This is a genomic window from Fructilactobacillus sp. X2R5C3, assembly GCF_059901325.1.
In genome coordinates, this window is sequence record NZ_JBWXUY010000001.1 from 375,164 (window position 1) to 400,055 (window position 24,892).

Below are 24,892 nucleotides of genomic sequence, written 5' to 3' on the forward strand. Positions count from 1 at the left end.
ATTGGGTAATAGAGTTGTTGTTACGGGCATGGGTGCAGTAACCCCAATCGGGAACGATGCTGAGACTTTTATTGATAATTTGTTGGCTTCAAAGGTTGGAATCGAAAAAATCACTAGTTTTGACACCTCTGAGATTAAAGCTCACGTGGCAGCCGGCGTAAAGGACTTTGATCCAAGCAAACGCTTAGCTAAACGAGACTATCATCGAGTAGATCCATTTGCGCAATACGCACTTTACAGTGCCGTAGAAGCAATGGACCAAGCTGGGTTGAAACGAGGAGAATATGATGGAAAGGATCTTGGCGTCATCTACGGATCTGGGATTGGTGGTATTAGTACCATCGAGACGCAGGTTCTAAAAATGTACAAAAAGGGTCCCAGACGTCTTTCCCCGTTATTTATCCCAGAAACCATTATTAATATGGCTGCTGGCAATATTTCGATCTACTTTGGCGCTAAAAACACCAGTAAAGCCGTGGTTACAGCTTGTGCAACTGGAACCAACGCGATTGGCGATGCTTATGAATACCTTAAAGCTGGCAAGGCTAAAATGATGATCGCTGGTGGATCAGAGGCAGCAATTACTCCGGTTGGAATTTCAGCCTTCGCGGCCCTAACAGCTCTTTCTTCAAGTGAAGATCCAGCTCACGCTTCCATGCCATTTGATAAAGATCGGGACGGTTTTGTAATGGGCGCTGGTGCTGGAACCTTAGTGCTTGAAGATTACGATCACGCCAAAGCGCGTGATGCACATATTTTGGGTGAAATCGTTGGCTACGGCCAAACGAGTGACGCTTACAACCTTACTGCTCCGGATCCAGATGGGGAAGGGGCGATTGGGGCCATGCAACAAGCATTGGATGAAGCTCACATCAAGACTTCCGATCTTGATTACATTAATGCCCATGGCACAGCAACTCAATCTAATGATGTTTCTGAGTCAAAGGCCATTAGCAAGTTGTTTAAAGATAATGACCACGTCTTGGTTAGTTCAACCAAAGGGATGACTGGTCATGCCCTTGGAGCTGCCGGGGCCATTGAGGCCGTGGCAATTCTTGGAGCCATGAAGCACAGTCAAATGCCAGTGAACGTTGGTGTCAGTACCCAGGATCCAGAAAGTCATATCAAGCTAGTGGATAAAGAGAATGCTAAAAGACCGGTCAATACCGCCATTAGTAATTCATTTGGATTTGGTGGTCATAACGCGGTCATTGCGATAAAGAAGTGGAATCAATAATGAATGAAAAAGACATTGAAAAATTAATAACTAAATTTGATAAGTCCAACTTACAAGAATTAAAAATTGACGAAAACGGTCAACAACTTTATTTCTCAAAGATTGACAGTCATTCTAAACCAGTCACCCACGTTGAAAAAACGAGTGATGATAAATCGGATGAAAATCAGGAAAAGCTTCAGTTGAATGCACCTACTAGTGGTAATTATCAACTAAAGGCACCGATGGTGGGAATATTGTATTTTGCTCCTAGTCCTGAAAAGCCCGACTTCAAAAAAGATGGTGATCGCGTTCAAAAGGGTGAAACGGTTTGTATCATTGAGGCCATGAAGATGGTCAATGAAGTTAAAAGTCCGGTGAGCGGAACCATCGTGAAACGCCTAGTGGATAATGGCTCCATGGTTGAGTATAACGAACCAGTTTATGAGATTAAGGAGGATTAGTTATGGCATTGAATGTTAATGATTATATCCCTCAACGTCCACCAATTCAGATGATCGATAAGATTGACACCATTACCCCGGGAGCGGGAGCCGAGGCCACTAAGATGTTGGCAGGAAACGAATGGTACTTTGCAAATCAAGGTAATCATCCGACACTGCCACGTCCGTTGGTGCTTGAGTCAATGGCTCAGACTGGAGTGGTTGCTCTCTTATCAATGCCAGAATACAAGGGTAAAAACGCCTTTTTTGGTGGAATCAAACAAGCTGAGTTTAAAGATGATTTTCGACCGGGCGATGTTTTACATTTAAAGGTTGATTTATTAAAGGTTAAACATAATATTGGAATTGGAAAAGGTGTTGTCACTAGGGACGGACAAGAAATCGCTAATGCAACGTTGATGTTTGCGGTTGAATCATAGTGAGTGAAAGGTGATTTAATGTTTAAAAAGGTACTGGTGGCTAATCGGGGCGAGATTGCAGTCCAGATTATCCGTGCGCTTCATGATATGAATATTAAGGCAGTGGCAGTGTATTCAACTGCTGACGCTGATAGTTTATTCGTAAAATTGGCCGATGAGTCAGTCTGTATCGGTGGACCATTTCCAGACGAGTCATATCTCAATATGGCAGCAATTGTTGATGCAGCGGTACTTACTGGTTGCGATGCTTTGCACCCGGGATATGGCTTTTTGTCTGAAAACGCTGATTTTGCGGAACTTTGCAATCAGTGTGGCATTAAGTTTATCGGTCCAAGTGCTAAGGTCATAAATTTGATGGGTAACAAGGGAAACGCCAAGGAAGCCATGAAAAAAAGTGGTGTGCCAACGATTCCTGGCAGTGATGGTTTTATTGACTCCGTGGAACAAGCCAAAGAAGTCGCTCATCAAATTGGTTATCCAGTAATGCTGAAGGCTGCTGCCGGCGGTGGTGGTAAGGGCATCCGAAAAGTTGCTGATGACGATGAACTAGCTAAGGCTTTTCAGGATACGAAACGGGAGGCTAAACTTTCCTTTGGCGATGACCGATTATACATGGAAAAAGATCTAAACGACGCCAAGCACATTGAGATGCAAGTCATTGCCGATGAGCATGGTAACGTTGTTTATTTCCCCGAACGTGATTGTTCACTTCAACGTAATCACCAGAAGATCATTGAAGAAAGTCCATGTTCTGAAATCACTTCCGCAAAGCGCCAAGAACTTGGTCAGATCGTCGTTAACGCCACCAAGGGAATCCAGTATACAAATACAGGTACATACGAGTTCTTAATGGATCAGGATCACAACTTCTACTTTATGGAAATGAACACCAGATTGCAGGTTGAGTACACCATTACCGAAGAAGTTGCCGATGTGGAAATCATTAAAGCTCAGATCTTAGTTGCAGAAGGTGAAAAATTACCCTTCACGCAGGCTGATTGTGACGTAAAAGGCTACGCTTTGGAGTGTCGAATTGATGCAGAAGATCCCAGCAATAATTTTGCCCCATCGCCGGGTAAGATTACGAGTTTGCACCAGACTTATGGTACAAAGGGAGTTCGAGTGGACTCTGGCATTGGACAAAACGACGTCATTTCGCCCTACTACGATTCAATGATTGCCAAAATCATTGTTCACTTGTCCACTAAGAAACAGGCTGTCCATAAGATGCGTCGGGTTCTTAATGAGTTTCACATTGAAGGGGTCAAAACCAACCGAGATTTCTTGATTGCTTTACTAAATGACAAGCATTTCTTGGCTGGGGATTTTAACAATAATTACATTGAAAGTACGTTCTTAAAAGAATGGATGAAGAAACATGGCAAAAAGTGATTTTGAGAATTTGAATTCTGATGAGCTGACCAAAAGAATGGATCAGATTCCTGATGATATTTGGGTGAAATGTCCTTATTGTGGGACTACTTTTTACAAAAAGAAACTTGGTAAGTACAAAGAATGCCCAAATTGTGGCTATGCTTTTCGGATTGGAGCCAAAGAACGCATCCAAATGATGTGCGACGACTTTGCACCCATTAATACTGATTTAAAGGCTTCCAAAAAATTTAAAGACGATAAGTACGTGGCAAAACTAAAGAAGGCCAGAGAGATTACTGGGATAAACGAAAGTGTCCTATCGGGAATCGGAACGATCAACGGTGTCAAAGTTGCGGTTGCAGCGATGGACTGGCGTTTTATTATGGCCAGTCTAGGGACAGCTACTGGAGAGATCTTGGCTCGTTTATTTGAAACGGCTACTAAAAAGGGCCTGCCGGTGATTGTCTTCACTGCTTCTGGGGGTGCGCGAATGCAGGAGGGAATTCATTCCTTAATGCAGATGGCCAAGGTCTCTGAGGCTGTGGCTGAACACAGTAAGGCTGGGTTGCTTTACATCAGTGTGCTTGGCGATCCTACCACTGGTGGTGTGACCGCCAGCTTTGCCATGCAGGGTGATATTTTGTTGTCAGAACCCCATGCTTTGATTGGTTTTGCTGGTCGTCGGGTGATTGAAAAAACGATCCAACAGCGTCCGCCAAAGGACTTTCAGCGGGCTGAAACGTTGCTTAAAAATGGCTTCTTGGACGATGTCATTAAACGTTCTGAATTGAAAGAAACGTTAGGGAAGTTACTAAAATGGCATCAGGTAGGTGATCTTAATGGCTAAAAAAACGGCATGGGATAAGGTGCTGGCCGCTAGAGCTGCCAAAAAAATTGGGGTTGATGATTTAATCAACGGCATTACCGATGATTTTATGGAACTTCATGGTGACCGGGCCTATGGTGATGATCCGGCTGTTTATGGTGGGATTGGCACCATGGACAACATTGCCACTACGTTTGTGGGGATTAGAAAGGGATCAGACCTGAACTCTAACATTGAACGGCACTTTGGTTCAGCTGAACCAGACGGGTATCGGAAGGCGCTCCGTCTGATGAAACAAGCCGAAAAGTTTAACCGACCGATTGTCACCTTGATCAATACACCGGGAGCCTATCCTGGCGTTGATGCTGAGTATCATGGAATTGGTTATACGATTGCTCAATTAATCTTACAAGGAATGCAACTAACCGTTCCTTATATTAGTGTGATCGTTGGCGAAGGTGGCAGTGGTGGTGCTTTAGCACTGGCTGTCGGTGATTGTGTCTGGGCCTTTGAGGATAGTATTTATTCGGTGCTCTCACCCGAAGGTTACGCCACGATTTTGTGGAAAGACCCCAGTCGGATGAAAGAAGCTGCTTCAGTGATGAAATTAACGCCGGATGATTTGTTGTCCGAGGGAATCATCGATCGGATTATTCCCGAAGCTGATACGGTTGATGGTTTCGAACGTTTCAGAGGTGATCTGGTTAAAAAAATTAGGGAATTAAATGCATTATCTAAGGATGATTTGGTTGCTAAGCGACTTTCCCGTTACCGAAATTTTTAATGAATGAATTAATTTTTTGATATAATGATGTAAATTAGATATTTGGTTCTAGGAGGATTTTGAAGATGGCTGATTTATTAAAAGGAAAAAAAGTTGTTGTGATGGGTGTGGCGAATAGAAAAAGTATTGCTTGGGGATGTGCACAAGCAATTAAGTCACTTGGAGCTCAAGTTATTTTGACATACCAAAATGATCGTTTAAAGAAGAGTATTGAGAAGACCATTGGTGATGAAGAGTTCCCACTGGTTGAATGTGACGTGGCCGAAGATGCTAACGTCCAAAAGGCTTTTTCCGAAATTCATGACCGTTTTGGAAACATCGATGGGGTTATTCATGCCATTGCTTTTGCTGACAAAGAAACCCTTCAAAATGGTGTGATTAACACCAAAAAAGATGGTTACAACTTAGCCGAAGACATTAGTGCGTACTCATTTATCTCAGTTACTCGTTATGCCAGCAAGATTATGAACAAACCTGGTAGCATTTTAACGTTAACTTATATGGGTTCAACTCGTGCCATTCCTGATTACAACATGATGGGAATTGCTAAGGCATCCCTTGAATCAGCTATGCGTTACCTTGCTTCTGAACTTGGTAAAGACCAGATTCGAGTAAACGCAATTTCTGCTGGAGCCGTTAAAACTTTGGCTGTTACTGGGATTAAGGGTCATCGTGATCTTCTTAAAATGTCACAATCATTCACCGTTGATGGTGAGAATGTAACAACTGATCAGATTGGTAACGTTGCTGCTTTCTTAGTTAGCGATTTATCAACCGGAGTTACTGGTGACATTATCTACGTTGACAAAGGCGTCCACTTACTTGCCTAAAACCAATTAAATAAATCTAAATATCCCATGGCCTAAAAATGGCTATGGGATATTTTTTTTGCTTAAGAGCGTGATTTGAAACATGATTACACATTAAAACAAGTGTAACCAGATACATACTTGCTTTAAAATGCTGATATGATAGGCTTTTATGTCAGAATCATTCTAACTAGAATGGTTTTTGATTGCTAAATAACGAAAACTTGTTGAATATGAACACATGGTAATTACTCGAAATACCATGCTTGAATCAAATTAGATTAATAGAGGTGAATAATTTGAGTTTAATGAACGCAAAAGAAATTATGGATCTGATTCCTAATCGTTATCCGATTTTATTTATTGATCGGGTCGATGCGATGGACCCAGGTAAGTCAATTACGGCTACCAAGAATGTTACAATTAACGAAAATTATTTCCAAGGACATTTTCCTGGTAATCCGGTTATGCCCGGTGTTTTGATTATTGAATCAATGGCTCAGGTGGCTTCAATTTTGATTTTGAAGTCGCCCCAGTTTAAGAACAAAACGGTTTATATGGGTAGCATTCGCAACGCGAAGTTCAGAAAGATGGTGGAGCCCGGTGATGTTCTACGCTTTGAGGTTAAGATTGATAAGGTTAGAGGAAGTGCCGGATCAGTTTCGTGTGTGGCATACGTTGGCGATAAAAAGGCTTGTGACGCTCAGTTGACCTTTATCGTAAGTAACAAGGAAAGAGAACAATAAAATAGGTAATAGGAGTCGCAAATGGGTAGTTTTTCAATCTTAGAAACGGCAAGGTCAACGCCCAATAATGTTGTTACTAATCATGATTTAACTAAAATCATGGATACCTCTGATGAGTGGATCAAACGACGGACCGGTATTCACGCCCGTCACATTTCTAAGTCAGAGACTAATACTTCCATGTGTACTGATGTTGCAACTAAGCTCATTAATAAGGCCAATATTTCTGCAAGTGACGTTGATTTCATCATCGTAGCCACCATGTCATCAGACTTTCAAACTCCCTCAACTGCAGCAGCGGTTCAAGGAAATCTTTATGCCGACAATGCAATTGCCTTTGATCTAAACGCCGCTTGTTCCGGATTTGCTTACGGAATTTACGTCTTGAATGCGTTGCTTGCAAATAAGCCACATGCAAAGGGAATTTTAATTGGCGGTGAGAAGCTAAGCAAGTACATTGATTGGTCAGACCGTTCGACGGCGGTCCTGTTTGGGGATGGTGCTGCGGGAATTCTAGCTACCAACGATGGAAGTGAGTCAAAAGTACTTGCTAGTGACTTAGAAACAGTTGGAGAACTTGGTAATTCGCTAACGGCTGGGCACTTCGCTGATGATACACACCAGCCGTATTTCAAGATGGATGGTCATGAAGTATATCGTTTTGCTACTCAAAGAGTTCCCAAGTCCATCAAACTGGCGCTTTCAAAGGCAAACATTGGCTTAAGTGATGTGAAGTACTTTATCGTTCATCAAGCAAATGAACGAATTATTAAAAGTATTGCTAACAAATTAGGTTTATCGATGGAAAAGTTTCCCGTTAATATCAATAAGTATGGCAATACCGCTGCGGCAAGCGAACCACTGCTATTAAGTGAAATAGTAGAGGAGCATCAGATTAACCGTGGTGACAACCTTGTTTTAACCGGTTTTGGTGGGGGATTAACCATTGGAACCGTAGTAATTAGATACTAAATACAAAAAATATTATGGAGTGATAAATTATGGCAGATCAAAACGAAATTTTTAACAAAATCAAGGACTTAATCGCAAAACAAACTGATGTACCAGCATCAGACATCAAGATGGACACTAATCTTAAGGAAGACGTTGATATTGATAGTCTTGACTTTTTTGAAGTGGTTGACGGACTTGAAAATGAATATGACATCGAAATTGAAAGTGATGAAGACATCAACACCGTCCAACAATTAGTTGACTACATTCAAAAGAAGATTGCGGAGAACGATAAATAATCAGTAAAATTATTTATTTGAACAGGAGGAAATCATTTGAGTAATCGAGTAGTTGTAACAGGGATGGGAGCTGTCACCCCCATCGGAAATGATGCCGAAACCTTTTCCAACAATTTGTTTAACTCTAAAGTGGGCATTGCACCAATTACCAAATTTGATGCTAGTAACACGGGTGTAACGGTAGCTGCTGAAGTTAAAGACTTTGATCCAAGCAAGCGTTTAGATAAACGTGCCTACAAACGAATTGATCTTTTTTCACAGTACGCTTTGTACAGTGCTAAAGAGGCCATGGATCAAGCTGGCCTGAAACAGGGTGATTACGAACCTGAGGACCTTGGTGTCATGTACGGAAATGGAATTGGTGGTCTTACTACCATTGAGAGTGACATCATCAAGATGCACGAAAAGGGACCAAAGCGAGTTTCACCACTTTTTGTTCCGAAAGCCATTGCTAACATGGCAGCTGGAAATGTTTCCATGTACTTTGATGCGGAAAACACGTCTCAGACCATTGTGACGGCTTGTGCTTCAGCTAATAATGCCATTGGAAACGCCTTTGAACTAATTAAACAAGGGAAAGCCAAGATGATGATTGCTGGTGGAACTGAAGCTGCCATCACCGAGATTGGAATTGCTGGATTTGCTAAATTGACCGCTCTTTCAACCGCTGAAAAAGTAGAAGATGCCTCAATGCCATTTGATAAAGACCGCAATGGCTTTGTCATGGGAGAAGGGGCTGGTACTCTTATACTTGAGGATTATGACCATGCTAAAGCGCGTGGTGCTAATATTTTGGCCGAAGTGGTTGGATACGGTGCTACTAGTGATGCGTACCACATGACTGCTCCGAACCCCTCTGGGAAAGGTGCCATTAGAGCAATGAAGGAAGCCATTGACGAAGGTCACATTAAAACTAGTGAACTTGATTATGTTAATGCGCACGGTACCAGTACGCACGCTAATGACGTGGCTGAAGCTGGTGCGATTGAAAAGTTGTTTAAAGATAACGATCACGTCAAGGTTAGTTCCATTAAAGGAATGGTAGGACACTCATTGGGAGCTGCTGGTGGACTTGAAGCGGTTGCTTTAGTTGCTGCCCTTCAAAATGATCAGATGCCAGTTAACGTGGGGATGAAGCATAAGGATCCTGAGATTCACGTTGATTTGGTTAATGAAGATAACAAAAAGGCACCCGTTAATACTGCAATTAGTAATGCCTTTGGCTTTGGTGGTCACAATGCGGTAATTGCAATGAAGAAGTGGAATGAAGATTAGTGAATGAACAAGATATTGAAAAATTAATTGATAAATTTGAGCAATCGAGTTTACAAGAAATTAAGATTAATCAGAATGAAGGGGCCGTTTACTTATCCAAAATTCCTGATCACGACAGCTTGCATGCAAGTGAGTCAGTTAATGAATCCAGAAAGCCGGCTCAACTTGAATCTGCGTCAATTGATGCAACTGACGACTCCGATAATTATCAATTGAAAGCTCCAATGGTTGGAATTCTTTATTACGCTCCAAGCCCAGAAAAGGCCGACTTTAAGCAAGATGGTGATCACGTTAAAAAAGGTGAGACCGTTTGTGTAATTGAAGCCATGAAGTTGGTTAATGAGGTTAAAAGTCCAGTGAGTGGGACCATCGTTAAACGAATGCCTGAAAGTGGTTCGATGGTGGAATACAATGAACCAATTTTTGAAATTAAGGAAGACTAGAAAGCTCAATTCATATTATTTTAAAAAGGTGATTTAATGTTTAAAAAAGTGCTGGTTGCAAACCGCGGTGAAATCGCAGTTCAGATCATCCGTGCACTTCACGAAATGAATATCAAGGCGGTGGCGGTTTATTCAACCGCTGATGCTGATAGTTTATTCGTAAAATTAGCTGACGAATCCGTATGTATTGGTGGACCGTTTCCAGATGAGTCATACCTAAACATGGCAGCAATTATTGATTCCGCGGTTCTTTGCGGATGTGATGCGCTCCATCCTGGGTATGGCTTTTTGTCTGAAAATGCTGATTTTGCTGAATTATGTGAACAGTGCGGAATTAAATTTATTGGTCCCACCGCTTCAGTAATTAATCTGATGGGGAATAAGGGTAATGCCAAAGAAGCAATGAAAAAGAATGGCGTTCCAACTATCCCTGGTAGCGATGGGTTTGTTGATACTTACGACCAGGCTAAAGAAGTGGCCCAAAAAACTGGTTATCCCGTGATGTTAAAGGCTGCTGCCGGTGGTGGCGGTAAGGGAATTCGAAAAGTTACTAGTGAATCTGAATTAAAAAAAGCCTTTAGTGATACTAAGCGTGAAGCTAAACTTTCATTTGGGGATGACCGGCTTTACATGGAAAAAGATTTAAATGATGCCAAACACATTGAAATGCAGGTCATTGCTGATGAACACGGCCACGTGGTCTATTTTCCGGAGCGAGATTGCTCAATGCAACGAAATCATCAAAAAATAATCGAAGAAAGTCCGTGTTTAAAAATTACGCCTGAAAAACGCCAAGAACTTGGACAGACCGTGGCTAAAGCCGCTAGGGGAATTGGCTACACTAATACCGGAACCTTCGAATTTTTGATGGATAAAGAAAAACATTTTTATTTTATGGAAATGAATACGAGGCTTCAAGTTGAATATACCGTTACCGAAGAGGTTACTGGAGTAGAGATTATTAAGGCTCAGATTTTAGTGGCGGAGGGTCAAAATCTGCCATTTAATCAGCAAGATTGTGCGGTCAAGGGTTACTCACTTGAATGTCGGATCGATGCCGAGGATCCTAGCAATAATTTTGCTCCATCACCTGGTAAACTTCAGCAGGTGAAATTTACCCATGAATCTGATTCCATTCGAATTGATTCTGGGGTGGAAGCTGGCGACATGATTTCACCTTACTATGATTCGATGATTGCTAAAGTTATCGTGCATAAACCGACAAAACGGGAAGCCGTGTCCGAAATGAAGCAAATTTTGAACGAATTTGTTGTGAAGGGGGCCACCACCAATCGCGATTTCTTGATTGGTTTGATTTCTGATCAGCATTTTTTGACTGGTGATTTTAACAATAATTACATTGAGAGTACGTTCTTAAAAGAATGGATGAAGCAGTATGACAAGCAAACGGTTTGAAAGTATTAGTCAAAAAGAGTTAAGTCAGCGGATGGACCAAATCCCCGATCACATCTGGGTTAAGTGTCCGATTTGTCAGAAGAGTTTTTACAAGAAAGATCTTGGCAGGTATAAAGAGTGCCCTAATTGTTACTATGCCTTTCGGATTGGTGCTAAAGAGCGAATTGAGTTAATGTGTGACGACTTCACACCCATTAATACTGATTTAAAGGCTTCCAAAAAGTTTAACGACGAAAAGTACGTAGCTAAATTGAAGAAGGCACGCGCGGTGACTGGTCTAAATGAAAGTGTTTTGTCTGGGATTGGTACCATTGATGGAAATCAGGTAGCGATGGCTGCGATGGACTGGCGCTTTGTAATGGCAAGCCTTGGGACGGCAACGGGTGAGATTCTGGCACGACTGTTTGAAACGGCAACGAAAAAGAAGCTTCCTGTGATTGTGTTTACTGCTTCTGGAGGAGCCCGGATGCAAGAGGGGATTCATTCCCTGATGCAGATGGCCAAAGTGTCTGAAGCGGTTGCGCAACACAGTAAAGCGGGCTTACTGTACGTCAGTGTTCCCTGTGATCCCACTACTGGTGGTGTAACTGCCAGTTTTGCAATGCAGGGCGACATTATTTTGTCAGAGCCCCACGCTTTGATTGGTTTTGCGGGACGTCGTGTGATTGAAAAAACGATTCAACAGCGTCCACCAAAAGACTTTCAAAGGTCAGAGACATTACTTAAAAATGGGTTTTTGGATGGAGTCGTGAGACGACGTGATCTAAAGGAGACACTTAATAAAATCCTAAAGTGGCATCGGGTAGGTGATAATAATGAGTAAACCAACTGCATGGGATAAAGTTGTAAACGCTAGAGCTGCCAGTAAGATTGGGGTTGATGATCTCATCAACGGAATTACGGAAGATTTCATGGAATTGCATGGTGATCGTGCATATGGTGATGATCCCGCCGTATACGCTGGGATTGGAACCCTTGATGAAATTCCGATGACGTTGATTGGGATTAGAAAGGGCTCGGATCTAAATTCCAACATCGAAAGGCACTTTGGTTCGGCTGAGCCTGACGGATACCGCAAAGCGCTGCGATTGATGAAGCAGGCCGAAAAATTCAATCGTCCAATTGTTACCTTGATTAATACTCCTGGAGCTTATCCTGGTGTAGAAGCCGAGTACCACGGGATTGGCTATACGATTGCGCAATTAATCTTACAGGGAATGCAACTGAAAGTTCCTTACGTAAGTGTGATTGTTGGTGAAGGTGGCAGTGGTGGTGCCCTGGCATTAGCTGTTGGTGACTGCGTCTGGGCTTTTGAGGATAGTATCTATTCGGTTCTTTCCCCAGAAGGATATGCCACCATTTTGTGGAAAGATGCTAGTCGGATGAAAGAAGCTGCTTCAGTCATGAAGTTGACTCCAGATGACTTACTAAAAGAAGGAATCATTGATCGGATTATTCCTGAAGTAAATACCGCCGATGGTTTTGAACGGTTTCGTGGTGATTTGGTTAAAAAAATTAAAGAACTAAATGCGATGCCAAAGGATGAGATGCTTAAGAAGCGGTTTGCTAGGTACCGTAATTTTTAGTCAATGACCAAGACGTATGAGAGTGTTACTATTGTATCTGTTGAAATAGTGAGACTCTTATTTTTTATCTCTCGGACCCAATCAGGTCTAATAAAATGAAAATGAGGAATTAGCATGATTAAATTTTTAAGTGATTCGATCACCACAAAAGCATTTCAACCATACTACCAAGACCTAGGAATCACCGATAAGCCCAAAAAGCAACAGACGCTTGTGGGAAGGGTTTTGTTAGCTAAATTGGTGGGAATGCCAGTACAAGACGCCATTAAAAACGTTGACATTGATTTTGGACATTACGGGAAACCCTATTTTGTGCCAAATGGCTATCATTTTAACATTGCTCACTCTCATGACGCGGTTTTGGTGGTAATTTCTGATCAACCAATTGGAGTTGACTTAGAACAGATTCGTCCTTATGACTACACCAGGATTACCAAGGCTTTCACCCCAGCGGAACTTGATTACTTAAAGAATTTAAAGGGCGAACGGCAAGGTGAACAAGCCTTAAGATTATGGACCATCAAGGAAGCGGTCTTAAAACTTCAAGGAGTCGGATTGATCGGAAAACCCAAGTCCGTTGAGGTTTCATTACCTCACATGGAAAGTGCTAGAAGAAACGATGATTTGTACCAGATTAACTTTTTGGACGTGGGATGGAAGTACATTGGGACACTTGCTACCCAGGTGAGTGAATAAATCATGAACGATATTTTAAATGCACGCGTAATTCATAGCTTAATTAGTAATCCCATTGATCAAATCGAGGTTTATGACCAATTGCCGTCGACTAACGAAGAGGCTCAAGTGGAGGTTTGGCATCGTCCTGGCATGATCATTGCTAACGAACAGACGAAGGGGAAAGGCCAAAATGGCCATCATTTTTATTCTCCTGCAAACAACGGCGTTTATTTTACGGTGGTGTTTCAGGCCCAACCAAGGTATCTTGATAATCCAGGTATCTTAACGCTTGGAATTGGCATTGCCGTTACGGACGCTATTAAACTGGTCTACAACATCGATACTCAATTAAAATGGGTGAATGACGTGTATCACGATGACAGTAAGGTCTGTGGGATTTTAACTGAAATTCAGAGTAACGAAGATAACGAGCCCGAGAACTTTATCATGGGCATTGGCCTCGATATTGGGATCATGCCGTTTTCACGTAATGGTGACCAAATGGTGGGGAGTTTAAACGTGGTACCACCACTTAAAAGGAACCAGTTAATTGCTTCGGTTTATGACCATTTGTATAAGGTCTATCGCGAGTGGGACGATGATCGGATTATTAATCAATATACTAAGCGGCTGTTGTGGTTTAACGAACAAGTTTCCCTGATCAATCATGATAATGAAATCACTGGGAAATTAGCGGGAATCGACGAACGTGGGCACCTTTTGTTAAAGACACGAGACCAGCAAACGTTAAACCTGGATCCGAATGTGACCAGACATATTAGGAAGATGAAAGCTGACGATTAATGTTAGGTTTTTCTTTTTGTGTTGATTAAATTTAATTGTATGCTAAAATTAGCAACAAATTCAGGAGGTCTTATTATGGTTAAATTAAATGAAATGAGAGACTACGTTAACCAAAAGAAGCTTGATGTTGCTTACATCAGTAATTTTGAGGATATTAAGTACTTTACTGGTTTTGGTAGTGATCCCGTTGAACGGGTGTTGGCACTTTTTATTTTTCCTGATGCGGAACCATTTCTGTTTGCACCAGAACTCGAAGTGGAGGCCATAAAGGAGTCAGGTTGGAAGTATCCCGTTTATGGTTACTTAGACCATGAAGATCCCTTTAAACTGATCGCAAAGCACATTCGTGATGTAAATCCTGATCCCAAGCGATTTGGGATTGAAGACGACAACTTGGTCATTAGTCGCTATCAACAACTTCAAGCCGAATTTCCGAAGGCTGACTTTAGCACTAACGTGGCTCCAGAAGTTAGTGAACTGCGGGTAATTAAGACGCCGTATGAGATTGAACAGTTAGACGCTGCTGGAAAAGAAGCCGACTTTGCTTTTCAAGTTGGTTTTGAGACCGCTAAAGCCGGTAAAACGGAAGCAGAAGTGGCTGCTGAGATTGAGTACCAAGAAAAAGTCAGAGGGGTTATGAACATGAGTTTTGATACTCTGGTTCAGACTGGACCTCACGCGGCGGAACCACATGGTGCTACTGATATGAACAAGATTAAGAACGATAACCTGTTATTATTTGATTTAGGAACGGTTCATAATGGCTACATCTCTGATGCTTCCCGGACGGTCGCTGTTGGTGATAAAATTCCGGCCAAACAAAAAGAGATTTATGATGTTTGTTTGGAAGCTCAGTTAGCTGCCCAATCTGCCGCTAAACCAGGTATTCGGGCCGAAGACCTGGATGCGGTTGCAAGAGATATCATTGACAAGGCTGGTTATGGTAAATACTTCATCCACCGTTTAGGCCACGGCATGGGGATGGGTGAGCATGAATTCCCTTCAATCATGGAGGGCAATAAGATGATTTTAAAGGAAGGCATGTGCTTTTCAATTGAACCTGGTATCTACATTCCTGGCGTAGCTGGGGTTCGAATTGAAGATTGCATCCACTTAACCAAGGATGGAAATGAACCATTTACTCACACGTCCAAAGAATTACGTTATGTATAAGAGTTGACATAAAAAGACCCTGGATTTTATCCAGGGTCTTATTTTTTACATTTGATGGGTCTGTTCTCGCTTGGGACCAGTTGAGAAAGTGATTAACGGGATACCTACAAGTTCTGAAACCCGGTCAAGAAACTTTTGGGCGTTTTTAGGAAGCTTGTCGTAGGTATCACAATTAGTGATATCCTCGTTCCATCCTTGGAGCGTTTCGTAGACCGGTTTGCACTTGTCCAAGATATCCAAGTTAGCGGGGTAATAAGTGATTTTCTTACCGTCTAGTTCATATGCGGTACAAATCTTAATTTCTTTTAATCCGTCTAAAACATCCAGACAGTTTAAGGCTAGGTGGGTTAGACCAGAAACACGACGAGCGTGTCTTAAGGCAACGCTGTCAAACCAACCGATTCGTCTGGGACGCTTGGTCACAACCCCGTACTCATGGGCGGTTTCTCTGATGTAGTTACCGGTCTCGTCTAGTAGTTCCGTTGGAAATGGTCCCTCACCGACACGTGAAGTATAGGCTTTACAAGTTCCAATGACCCGATCAATCTTGCTGGGTCCAATCCCAGCACCAACGGCAGCGCCTCCGGCAACGGGGTTCGAAGAAGTGACGTAGGGATATGTCCCATGGTCAACGTCTAACATAATTCCCTGAGCACCTTCAAACAGGACGTTTTGGTTATGATCGATTTCATCGTTTAAAAGAACGGAGGTTTCGGTTACGTATGGTTTTAATCGTTTCCCTAACTGGACGTATTCATTATAGATTTCTTCAAAATTAAGGGGCTCATGGTTGTATAGTTTAACCAAAATTTCGTTCTTTTCAGCCAAGACGTCTTTCAAACGCTTCTTGAAAGTTGCCGGATCAATTAAATCAGCCACCCGAATTCCAACCCTAGCAACCTTGTCCATGTAAGCAGGGCCAATTCCCTTTTGGGTCGTCCCGATCTTATGATGTTTGTGTTCCTCTTGAAGCTTATCAAAAAGAGGATGGTATGGCATGATGACTTGAGCACGAGATGATACACGGAGGTTGTCGGTAGAAACACCATGTTCGTTTAGATAGTCGACTTCTTTAAATAGTGACTTGGGGTTCAAAACAACGCCGTTTCCAATTACTGCCAACTTGTCAGAATAGAAAATTCCGGACGGAACAAGTTGAACGTGAAAATTTTGATTGTGATACACAATGGTGTGACCAGCATTGTCACCGCCCTGATATCTAGCAATGATATCTGCGTCAGCACTTAGGGTATCGACAATCTTTCCTTTGCCCTCATCGCCCCATTGACTACCAACAACAACTGTTACAGACATAAATAGCACCTCGTAAATGAATTTTTTGACCAAGAACAGTTTACCAATCACATATGGAAAAATCAAGAACGTTCAAAATATTGTTAAAAATAATGTTCGTGTTTTATTGAATATTAGAATTATAATAAAGTAGTAGTGGCGTTGATTTGACTGAAAAGAAAACATTATGTAAGATTATCCTGTAATTATAATGAGGTGAATGAAATGATTGAGCGTTATACAAGAGCACCAATGAAGCGAATTTGGAGTAAGCAGAATCAGTATCAGACATGGCTTGAAGTTGAGATTGCGATTGATGAAGCATGGAATAAGTTAGGTAAGATTCCAGATGCTGACATTATTGCCATTAAAAGAAACGCGACCTTTGACGTGGACCGCATTGCACAGATTGAATCGGAAACTCACCATGATGTGGTGGCTTTTACCCGCGATGTTTCGGAGTCGCTTGGCCCCGAAAAAAAGTGGATCCATTACGGCGTTACTAGTACTGATGTTGTCGATACCGCTCAGGGACTTAGACTAAAGCAGGCTGACGAGATTCTTCGTCAGGATATTTTAACTTTAATGGATACCATTAAGCAGAAAGCCTTAAAATATAAGGATACGGTTGAAATTGGAAGAACCCATGGGGTTCAGGCGGAACCAATGACCTTTGGCTTAAAGATGGCACGTTGGTATTCAGAAATGAAACGAAACCTAAAACGATTTAACGAAGCAGCTGCCGGAGTGGAAGCCGGGAAAATTTCTGGAGCCGTTGGGACATTTGCTAACATCGATCCTCAGGTAGAGGCTTACGTGTGTAATAAATTAGGACTACGTGCCCAAGAAATCACTAGTCAAGTCTTACCTCGTGATTTGCATGCCGAATATATCGCCACTTTGGCGTTGATTGCCACTAGTCTTGAAAATTTTGCAACGGAGATCCGTGGTTTGCAACGTTCTGAGATTCATGAAGTAGAAGAGCATTTTAATCCTGGTCAAAAGGGTTCTTCGGCAATGCCACATAAACGGAACCCAATTGGATCAGAAAACATTTGTGGATTGGCCAGAACCATGCGTGGACTAATCACCACTGCCTACGAGAACGTTTCTTTGTGGCATGAACGTGATATTTCCCATTCTTCGGCTGAGCGAATTATTCTACCAGAGAGTACCACGCTCTTAGATTACATGCTCCATCGTTTCAACAACATTCTTTCAAATCTAGACGTGTTCCCAAAGCGGATGAAGGAAAATATGAATTTAACTTATGGCCTAATTTACAGTCAACGAGTAATGCTAAAACTAATTGATAAAGGGATGAGCCGGGAAGCGGCTTACGACTTAGTTCAACCACTAACGGCTCAGTCATGGGAAAACCGTGAGTCATTTGAAAAGTTAGTTAAAGCTAACGATCAGATTAATGAACGATTGTCTAACCAAGAAATTAACGATGCGTTTGATTATCATTATCACCTTAGACACGTTGATGATATTTTCAAACGGGTCGGATTAGAATAGGTTAAATGGAGTTGCATTAATGCATCTCCATTTTGATTGCTTTTACCATTCAGTCAGTATATTATTAAATTGAATTATATAATTCTGGGGTGCCGAAAGGCTGAGATAATACCCATTGAACCTGATCAGGTTAAGACCTGCGAAGGGATCCGACTACACTACAAGTGTCATTTTTAATCATGTGTTGAAGTTCCCGGGGTAGATCCAGGAACTTTTTTTTATTGGAGGAGATCACATGAAAATTTTGAGAGAATGGCATTTAAAGGACATTATTTTAGTTACATTGATTGGTGCTTTTTGTGGAGTGATTTTTTGGGGAACTTCATTTCTCTATAATATCTTAGCTGCGGCACTTACACCCTTTGGATTGCAGCCGTTGGCAAACGAAGCCACCTTTGGATTATGGACGCTTGCTGGACCGTTAGCAGCGTTTATCATTCGCATCCCATTTTCCGCTACCCTTGGTGAGTTACTGGGAGCCTTCGTCGAGATGATCCTTGGCAGTCAGTGGGGAATTGCTGATTTGTTATCCGGCTTAATTCAAGGACTATCGTCTGAGTTAGGATTTGCCGTATTGGGATATAAGCATTATGATTGGTTAGGAATCATAAGTACGACGATTACCACCACGGTAATTACGTTTGCTTGGGATATGATCAAAAGTGGATACGCAAATTATCATTTTGGATTTTTACTCCTACTGTTTCTAACCCGGCTTGTATCGGTCTTCTTATTCAGTGGAGTGCTGACTTATTTCATCAGTCGTTTACTAGAAAAAAGTCAGGTCTTAAGCAGATAAGTCGTACCCAATATTTAATTAGGGGATGACAAAATGTCTGATTATCGAATTGAAAGTGACACGCTTGGAGACGTCAAGGTGCCAAAGGATGCTTTGTGGGGTGCTCAAACCGAGCGGAGCCGGCATAATTTTCCTGTCGGTCCCAAGTTACCAGTATTGGTAATTCGCGCTCTCATAAACATTAAAGCCAGTGCCGCCGAGGTGAGCATCAAACAAGACACCATCGATCGAAAAAAGGGTGAGTTGATTGAGCAGGGTGCCCAAAAACTATTGAGTCTTTCCGATAATCAATTAATGCAAAACTTCCCGTTACACATTTACCAAACTGGATCGGGAACTCAGACTAACATGAACGTGAACGAGGTGATTGCCCACGTTGCTAATCAGATTAATCCAAAGATTAATGTTTTACCAAATGATGATGTTAATCATTCCCAGAGTTCAAATGATACGTTTCCAACGGCAATGAACATTGCAAGTCTGGTTGCCATCAATCAGCTGTTACCAGAGTTGGGGCACTTAATTGATGTTATGCATCACTTACAGAAAAAGTATTGGGATGTGGTTAAGATTGGGCGCACTCATTTACAGGACGCCACTCCAATGACATTTGGACAGGAAGTGTCGGGATGGGCTAGCACCATTCAACACGACCTTGATTTTGTGAGGGACAATTCGAAGTCACTCCTGGGTCTACCAATTGGTGGAACCGCTGTCGGAACCGGCCTTAATACGACGGAAGACTTTGATAAGGAAATGGTTCAAACCCTGGGTAATAAGTATCATGAGCCGTTTGAAGTTGAAAATAAATTTTATGGATTAGCTTCCCATTCGGCCATTACCATGACGCATGGGGCTGTGCGGACGCTTGCAACTGATCTGATGAAAATTGCCAATGACATTAAATTTCTAGCGAGTGGTCCTAGAGCTGGTTACGGTGAGATTAAAATTCCCGCTAATGAACCTGGGTCATCGATTATGCCTGGCAAGGTGAACCCGACTCAGGGTGAAGCCATGGATATGGTAGTAGCGCGCATCATGGGAAATGATACGACCATCGAAGTTGCTAACACTCAAGGAAATTTTGAAATGAACGTCTATAAGCCAATTATCATATCCTGTTTTCTTGATTCCGTTCAGTCACTGACAGGCATCTTAAGCCATTTTACGGACTTGATGGTCAAAGGGATTGAAGTCAACCAAGATCGCATGGAGGAGTTGGTCCATAATTCTTTGATGACGGTGACGGCATTGTCGCCACACATTGGCTATCATCGAGCAGCTGAGATTGCCAATGCCGCTTTAAAGGGAAAGACGAATCTTAGGCAAGCGGCTATTGATTCTGGGTACGTTACTGGTGATAACTTTGATAAATGGGTTGAGCCATTAAAAATGACTAATTATAAGCGCGAACAATGATCAAGATTGTAAATAAAAAAGGTCCAGCAACTAACGTCTCCGTTATTGCTGGACCTTTTGGGTATTTAATTACTTTTTGGAATCATTGAGATTATTATTGTTGGCATCAGAATTTTTTGAATTTTGAGGAGCACTATCAGCAGTACTACCAGTTGATTGTGGATTAACGTTACCGTTTTTGCTTCGTTTCATCATTTCTGCCATCAACATTCTGTACTGGGTCCGGTAAGCATTGTAAGCCTTCTGTGAGTCTTCCATGTTCGTTTGGGCGTCGTGAAGACGAGTCCCTAACTGTTGATTAGTGTACCCTGATAAGTTCATCTGAACGTTTAAAGTGGCGTTATAAGCATGGGTTAGATAATGGTACCCAGATAACGTCGCCTTAGAAATCGTACTAGCGGCGTGTTTAACCGTTGGCTGTTCACTGAAGTCGTCAATTCCGTTAACAATGGGGTCACTAATGTGTTTGTTCCAGTAGGAAATTAGTGGACCGGCAAAGAAGGCGACGATGATTGATGCAAATCCAACGGGGCCACCAGCAAGGACAGCGGCAATCAAGAAGAGGATATCTTGGATCACACGAGCCGTCTTGTACTTGATGTGTAGTCGTGATGATACAATTGGAGCAATGGCATCATAGGGGGCAACACCAAGATTAGGAGCCATGTAGATTGAACTACCAGCCGTAAATAGGATTAGTCCCAAGAAGGCATTAGCAACGATTACGAAGAAGTTAATCCCCGACGGAAAGATTTGTTGGTAAAATTGAGTGAAAATTTGAATCTCAAATCCAACTAACACCATGTTCATGATGGTTCCAATTCCGATCATGTGACGGTCAAGGAACAAGACAAACACGAAGATTACCAGGTTAGCCAGTAACTGGTACAAACCAAGTGACATGTGCAGATGGTTTGACATACCAATATTAACGGCAGTAAAAGGATCAAGACCTAAAATCTTGCTTGATCGAAGTAACGTGGCACCAAGTGATAACATGGTGATACCAACAAACGACATTAAAACTTTAAGTAATATATTAAATGTTTTACCGTACCAAGTCATTTGTGGTGCGGCAGTATTGCCTGATTGGGTAGAATTACTCATTGAATAGACTTCCTTCTTAATTTGATATTTGTATTATAACTTATTGCATACAGGATTGTAAGGGCTGGGCGGCACAAACGTATTGATACGAGCAATAAATTACAAGAGATGACTAATTTTGAAATATGTATTATAATTCTTGTTAACTTGAACTAATCATTTAAGTTGATTTTGTATTTGGAGGGATTGCTTATGAATATTAAAGTATTAAACAAGCAAGGCGCTCTACCAGTCAAAGACTGGCAACAGCGTGAAAATAACCTTTTTCGAGTTCATCAGCTAATGCACAATAAGAAACTTCAATTGAGTAAATCAGCCAGAGCAATGATTGCACCCATCTTGAAACCGTTAACTTAGTAAATTTTAGTAATTTAATTGCAAGGTGCTGCGGTTTCAACTAAAATGCAATTGTCTAGGAAGTGAGTATAATGGTTGATTCAGATTTGAAACAACAGGTCAAAGATTTATTGGCTCGTAATAAAGAGCTTAAAAGTAAAATTCAAGCTTTGACAAGTGGTACTGACATTTCAGATAAGAGCACTAGTGATTTGAAGTCACAGGTGGTCCAGTTTCAAGACGAATTAAAAAATGCTCTCGATCGAGCTACTCAGTATGAAAATAAATATAATAAAATGAGTACTGAATACATGGAATTATCAAATCAGTATCATGAATTGCAAACGCAACTTGACTCGTTAAAAAATAAATAAGTGTGAGGAGAACATTCTTCACGCTTATTTATTTGCCAAGTTAATCTCTCATGTTTATGGTCGAATGGTGAAAATATGGCAAAAAAAGAAACAGCCAAAAAGAGAATAATTGAAGGAACGTTTGAGATGCTCCAAACTAAGTCTTATCAAGAAATTACGGTGAAAGACATTTCCAAACATGTTGGGGTTTCCCGGATGACGTTTTATCGTAACTTCCATACCAAGGAAGACGTCATCGTTGGTCAATTTCAGGAGACCTTTTCAACCTTTATTAATCGTTTATTAGCGCAAAAGGTCTCTAATTTTAACGGCCTGGCAACGACTTTCTTTACGATTATTAAAGAGAATAAGCGGATGATGGATGTAATCGTTGATAATGATCTGTCTTATTTGTTACTTAAAATCTTAAAAAAATACATTACGAATTTGGTTGACGACGATATATTAGAGTTGCGCGCCAATTCATCGAAAATGCTAATTGCGTTGATTTCAGGTGGTTTAACTGAAGTTTTACTAACGTGGACAGAAGACGGGATGGAAGAGCCCGTTGAAGAATTGGTCATCTTTGCATCGAAGTACATGAACTTTAAGGTTAACTAATTTTTTAATTTAAAAATATGTATAAAAAAAGAGCTCTGCGATTGCAGAACTCTTTTTGTTTGGCTAAAATTAGTCCATTGGAGTAACGTTAGCAGCTTGGGGACCACGGTCTCCTTCTTCAACGTCCAAAGTAACCTTTTCGCCTTCGTCAAGGGTCTTGAAGCCATCCTTGTTGATAGCTGAGTAATGTACGAATACATCACCATCATCAGTAGTAATAAAACCATAACCCTTGTCAGCGTTAAACCATTTAACAGTACCTTGTTTCATAATATGAAACCTCCTAGCGCATAGCGCAATAAATTTTTCAGTGTTGCTTAGTTTGAATCTTAAAAGGAAGTCATTTCATAATAATACAAAACAAGAAACCTTAGAAACTCGAAACCATTCACACATCTATTTAAATATAACATAAATTCTACTGATGTCAATATGATAGACTTATATTAATCAATTAAAAGAAGATGAAGGCATGAAAACATTAATAATCGTTTCGCACCCCAAATTTCAGGACTCAATTACCCAGGAATTTCTAAGAACCAGTCAAGCTGATTTAGCCGATGTTACATGGCACTGTTTAGATGAAATATATGGAAGTAATCCAATTGATGTGCAAGCTGAGCGTGACCTCTTAAATAAGGCTGATCGGATCATTTTTCAGTTTCCACTTTATTGGTATAGTGCCCCCTCATCGCTTAAAGTTTGGGAGGATGAGGTCTTAAGTCGGGCCTACACGTACGCTAATGAAGATGGCCGTTTAAAGGGCAAGAAACTCGGAATCGTGACGAGTGTGGGCTACCCTAAATCATCGTTTGCGGTGGGTGCTAGTCAATCCTTTAGTATTTCTCAAATTATGACACCATACGAAGCCCTTGCTAGACAAGCGGGTATGAAGTTTATGAAACCACTTGTGATTTCGCAATTCGGGTACATGTCGGATGATGAGAAAAAAAAGTTGCTTGTTGACTATCAGATGTATTTGACAGCTAAGTATCCCTTTAACTTTAACGAACGTGAGACGTGGATGGCTTTTCAACTAAAGAAATTGGCAACTGGAAGTATGAAATCACATAAGCAGGATTTGGATTTAATTATTAAAGAAGTGGAAACCAGTCAAGATAATTTAAATGACTTAAAGGAACAAATTAACCTAATTCGGAATCAGGAGGAAGACTAATATGGATGATAACGAAGAATGGACGACTAATAAGATTAATGAATTAATTAAGACCCAGACGTCATTTATTAATCGTTCACTGTTATATGGATGTAAACAGTTAGTTAAAGAACAGGCCAAAAGAAATGAGCAGGCTGAAAATGAAATTGATGGGAGAAGTTGGAGTCCCGAAAAATGGTAAGGACTCTTTACGTTGATGGTATTGACAACAAAAGGGACCCGTCGTTAAAGACGAGCCCCTGTGGGTAAGGTTTGATTTAAAAGCTCCGGTTTGGGAGCTTTTTTATTTATAATACTAAATTCGTTCGCTTCGGTCTGAAATAATGTATTGGTTTATTAAGGCTGCCAGAATCGAACCGACAAGTGGTGCTGTTAGATAAAGCCATAGTGATTTTAATGCTAATCCACCAGCAAAAATAGCGGGGAACAATGATCGGACGGGATTCATTGAAGCGCCGGTTAACTTACCACCAACAATTACCAAAACAAAGATGGTAAAGCCGACGGCAATTGGTGACTGAATGGCATACATATTTGTTTTAGAATGGTTTAAGACTAGGATCACAATTAACAAAGTGGTGGTCAGTAGAACTTCGGTGAAGAAAGCAATTGGAGCGGAGATGTGGGGGAAGACCGTTCCACCTAAATAATTAGTGCTAACTTCCTTGTTCCAACTTTCACCAGTCTTGTTAAGCAGTGAGACGTAGGTTAAAACGACACAAATTTCACCTAAGAGACCGCCGACTAGTTGACTAATTACATAAATAATCGCCTCTTTTCCGGGCATTCTTTTAGTTAAATACATGGTAAGGGTTACGGCTGGATTTAGATGAGCTCCTGAAAGTGGTCCAGTGGCATAAACCAGAATGGATAAGGTGAGACCCCACCCAACCGACGGACCTAACTGGTCAGCGTACGGTCCGCTGAAAATGATGAGGCCTGTTCCTAAATAGATTAATAAGGCAGTCCCAACCAGTTCACCAAAGATTTTTAATTTCAT

At 41.4% G+C, this 24,892-nt stretch carries 30 protein-coding genes and 1 riboswitch; of the genes, 26 read left to right on the plus strand and 4 right to left on the minus strand.

The genetic code is table 11. The annotated features are described in order from the left end of the window. Position 1: 1 nt before the first annotated feature. From fabF (AC6UDE_RS01800) to AC6UDE_RS01885, 18 genes are all read left to right on the plus strand, one after another. Complete coding sequence (gene fabF / locus AC6UDE_RS01800; protein ID WP_500696454.1) at positions 2 to 1,237, plus strand: beta-ketoacyl-ACP synthase II; 1,236 nt, start codon at positions 2 to 4, stop codon at positions 1,235 to 1,237. Further along, positions 1,237 to 1,680, plus strand: coding sequence for an acetyl-CoA carboxylase biotin carboxyl carrier protein (locus AC6UDE_RS01805; RefSeq protein WP_500696455.1), 444 nt, complete (start codon positions 1,237 to 1,239; stop codon positions 1,678 to 1,680). Before fabF (AC6UDE_RS01800) ends, AC6UDE_RS01805 begins: the two co-directional genes overlap by 1 nt. A gap of 2 nt (positions 1,681 to 1,682) precedes the next feature. Next, the gene (locus AC6UDE_RS01810; RefSeq protein ID WP_500696456.1) at positions 1,683 to 2,099 is read left to right on the plus strand and encodes a 3-hydroxyacyl-ACP dehydratase FabZ family protein; all 417 of its coding nucleotides are present in this window, start codon (positions 1,683 to 1,685) and stop codon (positions 2,097 to 2,099) included. Between the two features lie 18 nt (positions 2,100 to 2,117). Next, a complete protein-coding gene (gene accC, locus AC6UDE_RS01815) occupies positions 2,118 to 3,491 on the plus strand; it encodes an acetyl-CoA carboxylase biotin carboxylase subunit (RefSeq protein WP_500696457.1) in 1,374 nt (457 codons plus the stop codon). After that, positions 3,478 to 4,320 (plus strand): acetyl-CoA carboxylase carboxyltransferase subunit beta, encoded by an 843-nt coding sequence (locus AC6UDE_RS01820; RefSeq protein ID WP_500696458.1) that lies wholly within the window; start codon positions 3,478 to 3,480, stop codon positions 4,318 to 4,320. The genes accC and AC6UDE_RS01820 overlap by 14 nt, the downstream gene beginning before the upstream one ends. Continuing rightward, a complete protein-coding gene (gene accA / locus AC6UDE_RS01825) occupies positions 4,313 to 5,083 on the plus strand; it encodes a carboxyltransferase subunit alpha (protein ID WP_500696459.1) in 771 nt (256 codons plus the stop codon). Before AC6UDE_RS01820 ends, accA (AC6UDE_RS01825) begins: the two co-directional genes overlap by 8 nt. A gap of 65 nt (positions 5,084 to 5,148) precedes the next feature. After that, complete coding sequence (gene fabI / locus AC6UDE_RS01830; protein WP_500693423.1) at positions 5,149 to 5,913, plus strand: enoyl-ACP reductase FabI; 765 nt, start codon at positions 5,149 to 5,151, stop codon at positions 5,911 to 5,913. A 278-nt stretch (positions 5,914 to 6,191) separates the two neighbouring features. Further along, positions 6,192 to 6,638 (plus strand): 3-hydroxyacyl-ACP dehydratase FabZ, encoded by a 447-nt coding sequence (gene fabZ / locus AC6UDE_RS01835; protein ID WP_500693424.1) that lies wholly within the window; start codon positions 6,192 to 6,194, stop codon positions 6,636 to 6,638. A 21-nt stretch (positions 6,639 to 6,659) separates the two neighbouring features. Beyond that, positions 6,660 to 7,610, plus strand: coding sequence for a beta-ketoacyl-ACP synthase III (locus AC6UDE_RS01840; protein ID WP_500696460.1), 951 nt, complete (start codon positions 6,660 to 6,662; stop codon positions 7,608 to 7,610). Positions 7,611 to 7,639: 29 nt separating this feature from the next. Then, positions 7,640 to 7,891, plus strand: coding sequence for an acyl carrier protein (locus AC6UDE_RS01845; protein WP_500693426.1), 252 nt, complete (start codon positions 7,640 to 7,642; stop codon positions 7,889 to 7,891). Between the two features lie 36 nt (positions 7,892 to 7,927). Beyond that, positions 7,928 to 9,166 carry a beta-ketoacyl-ACP synthase II gene (gene fabF, locus AC6UDE_RS01850; RefSeq protein ID WP_500696461.1) on the plus strand — a complete coding sequence of 413 codons (1,239 nt, stop codon included), beginning with the start codon at positions 7,928 to 7,930 and terminating at the stop codon, positions 9,164 to 9,166. Further along, on the plus strand, positions 9,166 to 9,609 hold the full coding sequence (locus AC6UDE_RS01855) for an acetyl-CoA carboxylase biotin carboxyl carrier protein (RefSeq protein WP_500693428.1): 444 nt from the start codon (positions 9,166 to 9,168) through the stop codon (positions 9,607 to 9,609). The genes fabF (AC6UDE_RS01850) and AC6UDE_RS01855 overlap by 1 nt, the downstream gene beginning before the upstream one ends. A 36-nt stretch (positions 9,610 to 9,645) precedes the next feature. Further along, complete coding sequence (locus AC6UDE_RS01860; RefSeq protein ID WP_500696462.1) at positions 9,646 to 11,025, plus strand: acetyl-CoA carboxylase biotin carboxylase subunit; 1,380 nt, start codon at positions 9,646 to 9,648, stop codon at positions 11,023 to 11,025. Then, positions 11,006 to 11,848 (plus strand): acetyl-CoA carboxylase carboxyltransferase subunit beta, encoded by an 843-nt coding sequence (locus AC6UDE_RS01865; protein ID WP_500696463.1) that lies wholly within the window; start codon positions 11,006 to 11,008, stop codon positions 11,846 to 11,848. The genes AC6UDE_RS01860 and AC6UDE_RS01865 overlap by 20 nt, the downstream gene beginning before the upstream one ends. After that, entirely contained in the window at positions 11,841 to 12,611 is a 771-nt protein-coding gene (gene accA, locus AC6UDE_RS01870; RefSeq protein WP_500696464.1) for a carboxyltransferase subunit alpha, read from the plus strand. The genes AC6UDE_RS01865 and accA (AC6UDE_RS01870) overlap by 8 nt, the downstream gene beginning before the upstream one ends. A 114-nt stretch (positions 12,612 to 12,725) precedes the next feature. Then, positions 12,726 to 13,307, plus strand: a complete 582-nt coding sequence (locus tag AC6UDE_RS01875) for a 4'-phosphopantetheinyl transferase family protein (protein ID WP_500696465.1) — start codon at positions 12,726 to 12,728, stop codon at positions 13,305 to 13,307. Positions 13,308 to 13,310: 3 nt separating this feature from the next. Further along, entirely contained in the window at positions 13,311 to 14,093 is a 783-nt protein-coding gene (locus AC6UDE_RS01880; protein ID WP_500696466.1) for a biotin--[acetyl-CoA-carboxylase] ligase, read from the plus strand. Positions 14,094 to 14,168: 75 nt separating this feature from the next. After that, positions 14,169 to 15,266, plus strand: coding sequence for a M24 family metallopeptidase (locus AC6UDE_RS01885; protein WP_500696467.1), 1,098 nt, complete (start codon positions 14,169 to 14,171; stop codon positions 15,264 to 15,266). 45 nt (positions 15,267 to 15,311) lie between these two features. On the opposite strand, the gene AC6UDE_RS01890 is transcribed toward AC6UDE_RS01885, so the two are convergent. Then, positions 15,312 to 16,580: an adenylosuccinate synthase gene (locus AC6UDE_RS01890; protein WP_500696468.1), complete on the minus strand. Its 1,269-nt coding sequence runs from the start codon at positions 16,578 to 16,580 to the stop codon at positions 15,312 to 15,314. Positions 16,581 to 16,784: 204 nt separating this feature from the next. Here AC6UDE_RS01890 and purB point away from each other — a divergent pair, with 204 nt between their 5' ends. The 3 genes from purB (at position 16,785) to AC6UDE_RS01905 (ending at position 20,298) form a co-directional block, all read left to right on the plus strand. Further along, on the plus strand, positions 16,785 to 18,080 hold the full coding sequence (gene purB, locus AC6UDE_RS01895) for an adenylosuccinate lyase (RefSeq protein ID WP_500696469.1): 1,296 nt from the start codon (positions 16,785 to 16,787) through the stop codon (positions 18,078 to 18,080). Between the two features lie 75 nt (positions 18,081 to 18,155). Further along, a riboswitch (TPP riboswitch) is annotated at positions 18,156 to 18,247 on the plus strand. Between the two features lie 68 nt (positions 18,248 to 18,315). Beyond that, entirely contained in the window at positions 18,316 to 18,879 is a 564-nt protein-coding gene (locus AC6UDE_RS01900; RefSeq protein ID WP_500696470.1) for an ECF transporter S component, read from the plus strand. Between the two features lie 33 nt (positions 18,880 to 18,912). Next, a complete protein-coding gene (locus AC6UDE_RS01905; protein ID WP_500696471.1) occupies positions 18,913 to 20,298 on the plus strand; it encodes a class II fumarate hydratase in 1,386 nt (461 codons plus the stop codon). A gap of 69 nt (positions 20,299 to 20,367) precedes the next feature. Here the strand turns inward: AC6UDE_RS01905 and AC6UDE_RS01910 are convergent, their stop codons facing one another. Then, positions 20,368 to 21,405, minus strand: coding sequence for a YczE/YyaS/YitT family protein (locus AC6UDE_RS01910; RefSeq protein WP_500696472.1), 1,038 nt, complete (start codon positions 21,403 to 21,405; stop codon positions 20,368 to 20,370). A gap of 192 nt (positions 21,406 to 21,597) precedes the next feature. On the opposite strand from AC6UDE_RS01910, the gene AC6UDE_RS01915 reads away from it, so the two are divergent. The 3 genes from AC6UDE_RS01915 (at position 21,598) to AC6UDE_RS01925 (ending at position 22,715) form a co-directional block, all read left to right on the plus strand. Beyond that, positions 21,598 to 21,762, plus strand: a complete 165-nt coding sequence (locus AC6UDE_RS01915) for a hypothetical protein (protein ID WP_500693440.1) — start codon at positions 21,598 to 21,600, stop codon at positions 21,760 to 21,762. A gap of 71 nt (positions 21,763 to 21,833) precedes the next feature. Continuing rightward, a complete protein-coding gene (locus AC6UDE_RS01920) occupies positions 21,834 to 22,115 on the plus strand; it encodes a hypothetical protein (RefSeq protein WP_500693441.1) in 282 nt (93 codons plus the stop codon). Positions 22,116 to 22,190: 75 nt separating this feature from the next. Beyond that, the gene (locus tag AC6UDE_RS01925) at positions 22,191 to 22,715 is read left to right on the plus strand and encodes a TetR/AcrR family transcriptional regulator (RefSeq protein WP_500695318.1); all 525 of its coding nucleotides are present in this window, start codon (positions 22,191 to 22,193) and stop codon (positions 22,713 to 22,715) included. 69 nt (positions 22,716 to 22,784) lie between these two features. On the opposite strand, the gene AC6UDE_RS01930 is transcribed toward AC6UDE_RS01925, so the two are convergent. Then, a complete protein-coding gene (locus AC6UDE_RS01930) occupies positions 22,785 to 22,985 on the minus strand; it encodes a cold-shock protein (protein WP_010022560.1) in 201 nt (66 codons plus the stop codon). A 202-nt stretch (positions 22,986 to 23,187) separates the two neighbouring features. Between AC6UDE_RS01930 and AC6UDE_RS01935 the strand changes: the two genes are divergently transcribed. Both AC6UDE_RS01935 and AC6UDE_RS01940 read left to right on the plus strand, forming a co-directional pair. Then, positions 23,188 to 23,892 (plus strand): NAD(P)H-dependent oxidoreductase, encoded by a 705-nt coding sequence (locus tag AC6UDE_RS01935; protein ID WP_500696473.1) that lies wholly within the window; start codon positions 23,188 to 23,190, stop codon positions 23,890 to 23,892. A gap of 1 nt (position 23,893) precedes the next feature. Then, a complete protein-coding gene (locus AC6UDE_RS01940; protein ID WP_500696474.1) occupies positions 23,894 to 24,073 on the plus strand; it encodes a hypothetical protein in 180 nt (59 codons plus the stop codon). A 114-nt stretch (positions 24,074 to 24,187) separates the two neighbouring features. Here the strand turns inward: AC6UDE_RS01940 and AC6UDE_RS01945 are convergent, their stop codons facing one another. Beyond that, a complete protein-coding gene (locus AC6UDE_RS01945) occupies positions 24,188 to 24,892 on the minus strand; it encodes an MIP/aquaporin family protein (RefSeq protein ID WP_500693445.1) in 705 nt (234 codons plus the stop codon).

Excerpts from the sequence above, each read along its gene's own strand:
- AC6UDE_RS01910 (WP_500696472.1), bottom strand. The coding sequence starts at position 21,405 with ATGAGTAATTCTACCCAATCAGGCAATACTGCCGCACCACAAATGACT.
- AC6UDE_RS01810 (WP_500696456.1), top strand. The coding sequence starts at position 1,683 with ATGGCATTGAATGTTAATGATTATATCCCTCAACGTCCACCAATTCAG.
- AC6UDE_RS01900 (WP_500696470.1), top strand. The coding sequence starts at position 18,316 with ATGAAAATTTTGAGAGAATGGCATTTAAAGGACATTATTTTAGTTACA.
- AC6UDE_RS01805 (WP_500696455.1), top strand. The coding sequence starts at position 1,237 with ATGAATGAAAAAGACATTGAAAAATTAATAACTAAATTTGATAAGTCC.
- accA (WP_500696459.1), top strand. The coding sequence starts at position 4,313 with ATGGCTAAAAAAACGGCATGGGATAAGGTGCTGGCCGCTAGAGCTGCC.
- fabI (WP_500693423.1), top strand. The coding sequence starts at position 5,149 with ATGGCTGATTTATTAAAAGGAAAAAAAGTTGTTGTGATGGGTGTGGCG.
- AC6UDE_RS01935 (WP_500696473.1), top strand. The coding sequence starts at position 23,188 with ATGAAAACATTAATAATCGTTTCGCACCCCAAATTTCAGGACTCAATT.
- accA (WP_500696464.1), top strand. The coding sequence starts at position 11,841 with ATGAGTAAACCAACTGCATGGGATAAAGTTGTAAACGCTAGAGCTGCC.
- AC6UDE_RS01915 (WP_500693440.1), top strand. The coding sequence starts at position 21,598 with ATGAATATTAAAGTATTAAACAAGCAAGGCGCTCTACCAGTCAAAGAC.
- AC6UDE_RS01920 (WP_500693441.1), top strand. The coding sequence starts at position 21,834 with ATGGTTGATTCAGATTTGAAACAACAGGTCAAAGATTTATTGGCTCGT.
- AC6UDE_RS01940 (WP_500696474.1), top strand. The coding sequence starts at position 23,894 with ATGGATGATAACGAAGAATGGACGACTAATAAGATTAATGAATTAATT.
- AC6UDE_RS01930 (WP_010022560.1), bottom strand. The coding sequence starts at position 22,985 with ATGAAACAAGGTACTGTTAAATGGTTTAACGCTGACAAGGGTTATGGT.
- AC6UDE_RS01880 (WP_500696466.1), top strand. The coding sequence starts at position 13,311 with ATGAACGATATTTTAAATGCACGCGTAATTCATAGCTTAATTAGTAAT.
- AC6UDE_RS01820 (WP_500696458.1), top strand. The coding sequence starts at position 3,478 with ATGGCAAAAAGTGATTTTGAGAATTTGAATTCTGATGAGCTGACCAAA.
- AC6UDE_RS01925 (WP_500695318.1), top strand. The coding sequence starts at position 22,191 with ATGGCAAAAAAAGAAACAGCCAAAAAGAGAATAATTGAAGGAACGTTT.
- AC6UDE_RS01845 (WP_500693426.1), top strand. The coding sequence starts at position 7,640 with ATGGCAGATCAAAACGAAATTTTTAACAAAATCAAGGACTTAATCGCA.
- AC6UDE_RS01945 (WP_500693445.1), bottom strand. The coding sequence starts at position 24,892 with ATGAAATTAAAAATCTTTGGTGAACTGGTTGGGACTGCCTTATTAATC.
- AC6UDE_RS01890 (WP_500696468.1), bottom strand. The coding sequence starts at position 16,580 with ATGTCTGTAACAGTTGTTGTTGGTAGTCAATGGGGCGATGAGGGCAAA.
- AC6UDE_RS01905 (WP_500696471.1), top strand. The coding sequence starts at position 18,913 with ATGTCTGATTATCGAATTGAAAGTGACACGCTTGGAGACGTCAAGGTG.
- AC6UDE_RS01885 (WP_500696467.1), top strand. The coding sequence starts at position 14,169 with ATGGTTAAATTAAATGAAATGAGAGACTACGTTAACCAAAAGAAGCTT.
- AC6UDE_RS01875 (WP_500696465.1), top strand. The coding sequence starts at position 12,726 with ATGATTAAATTTTTAAGTGATTCGATCACCACAAAAGCATTTCAACCA.
- AC6UDE_RS01840 (WP_500696460.1), top strand. The coding sequence starts at position 6,660 with ATGGGTAGTTTTTCAATCTTAGAAACGGCAAGGTCAACGCCCAATAAT.
- AC6UDE_RS01860 (WP_500696462.1), top strand. The coding sequence starts at position 9,646 with ATGTTTAAAAAAGTGCTGGTTGCAAACCGCGGTGAAATCGCAGTTCAG.
- purB (WP_500696469.1), top strand. The coding sequence starts at position 16,785 with ATGATTGAGCGTTATACAAGAGCACCAATGAAGCGAATTTGGAGTAAG.
- AC6UDE_RS01865 (WP_500696463.1), top strand. The coding sequence starts at position 11,006 with ATGACAAGCAAACGGTTTGAAAGTATTAGTCAAAAAGAGTTAAGTCAG.
- accC (WP_500696457.1), top strand. The coding sequence starts at position 2,118 with ATGTTTAAAAAGGTACTGGTGGCTAATCGGGGCGAGATTGCAGTCCAG.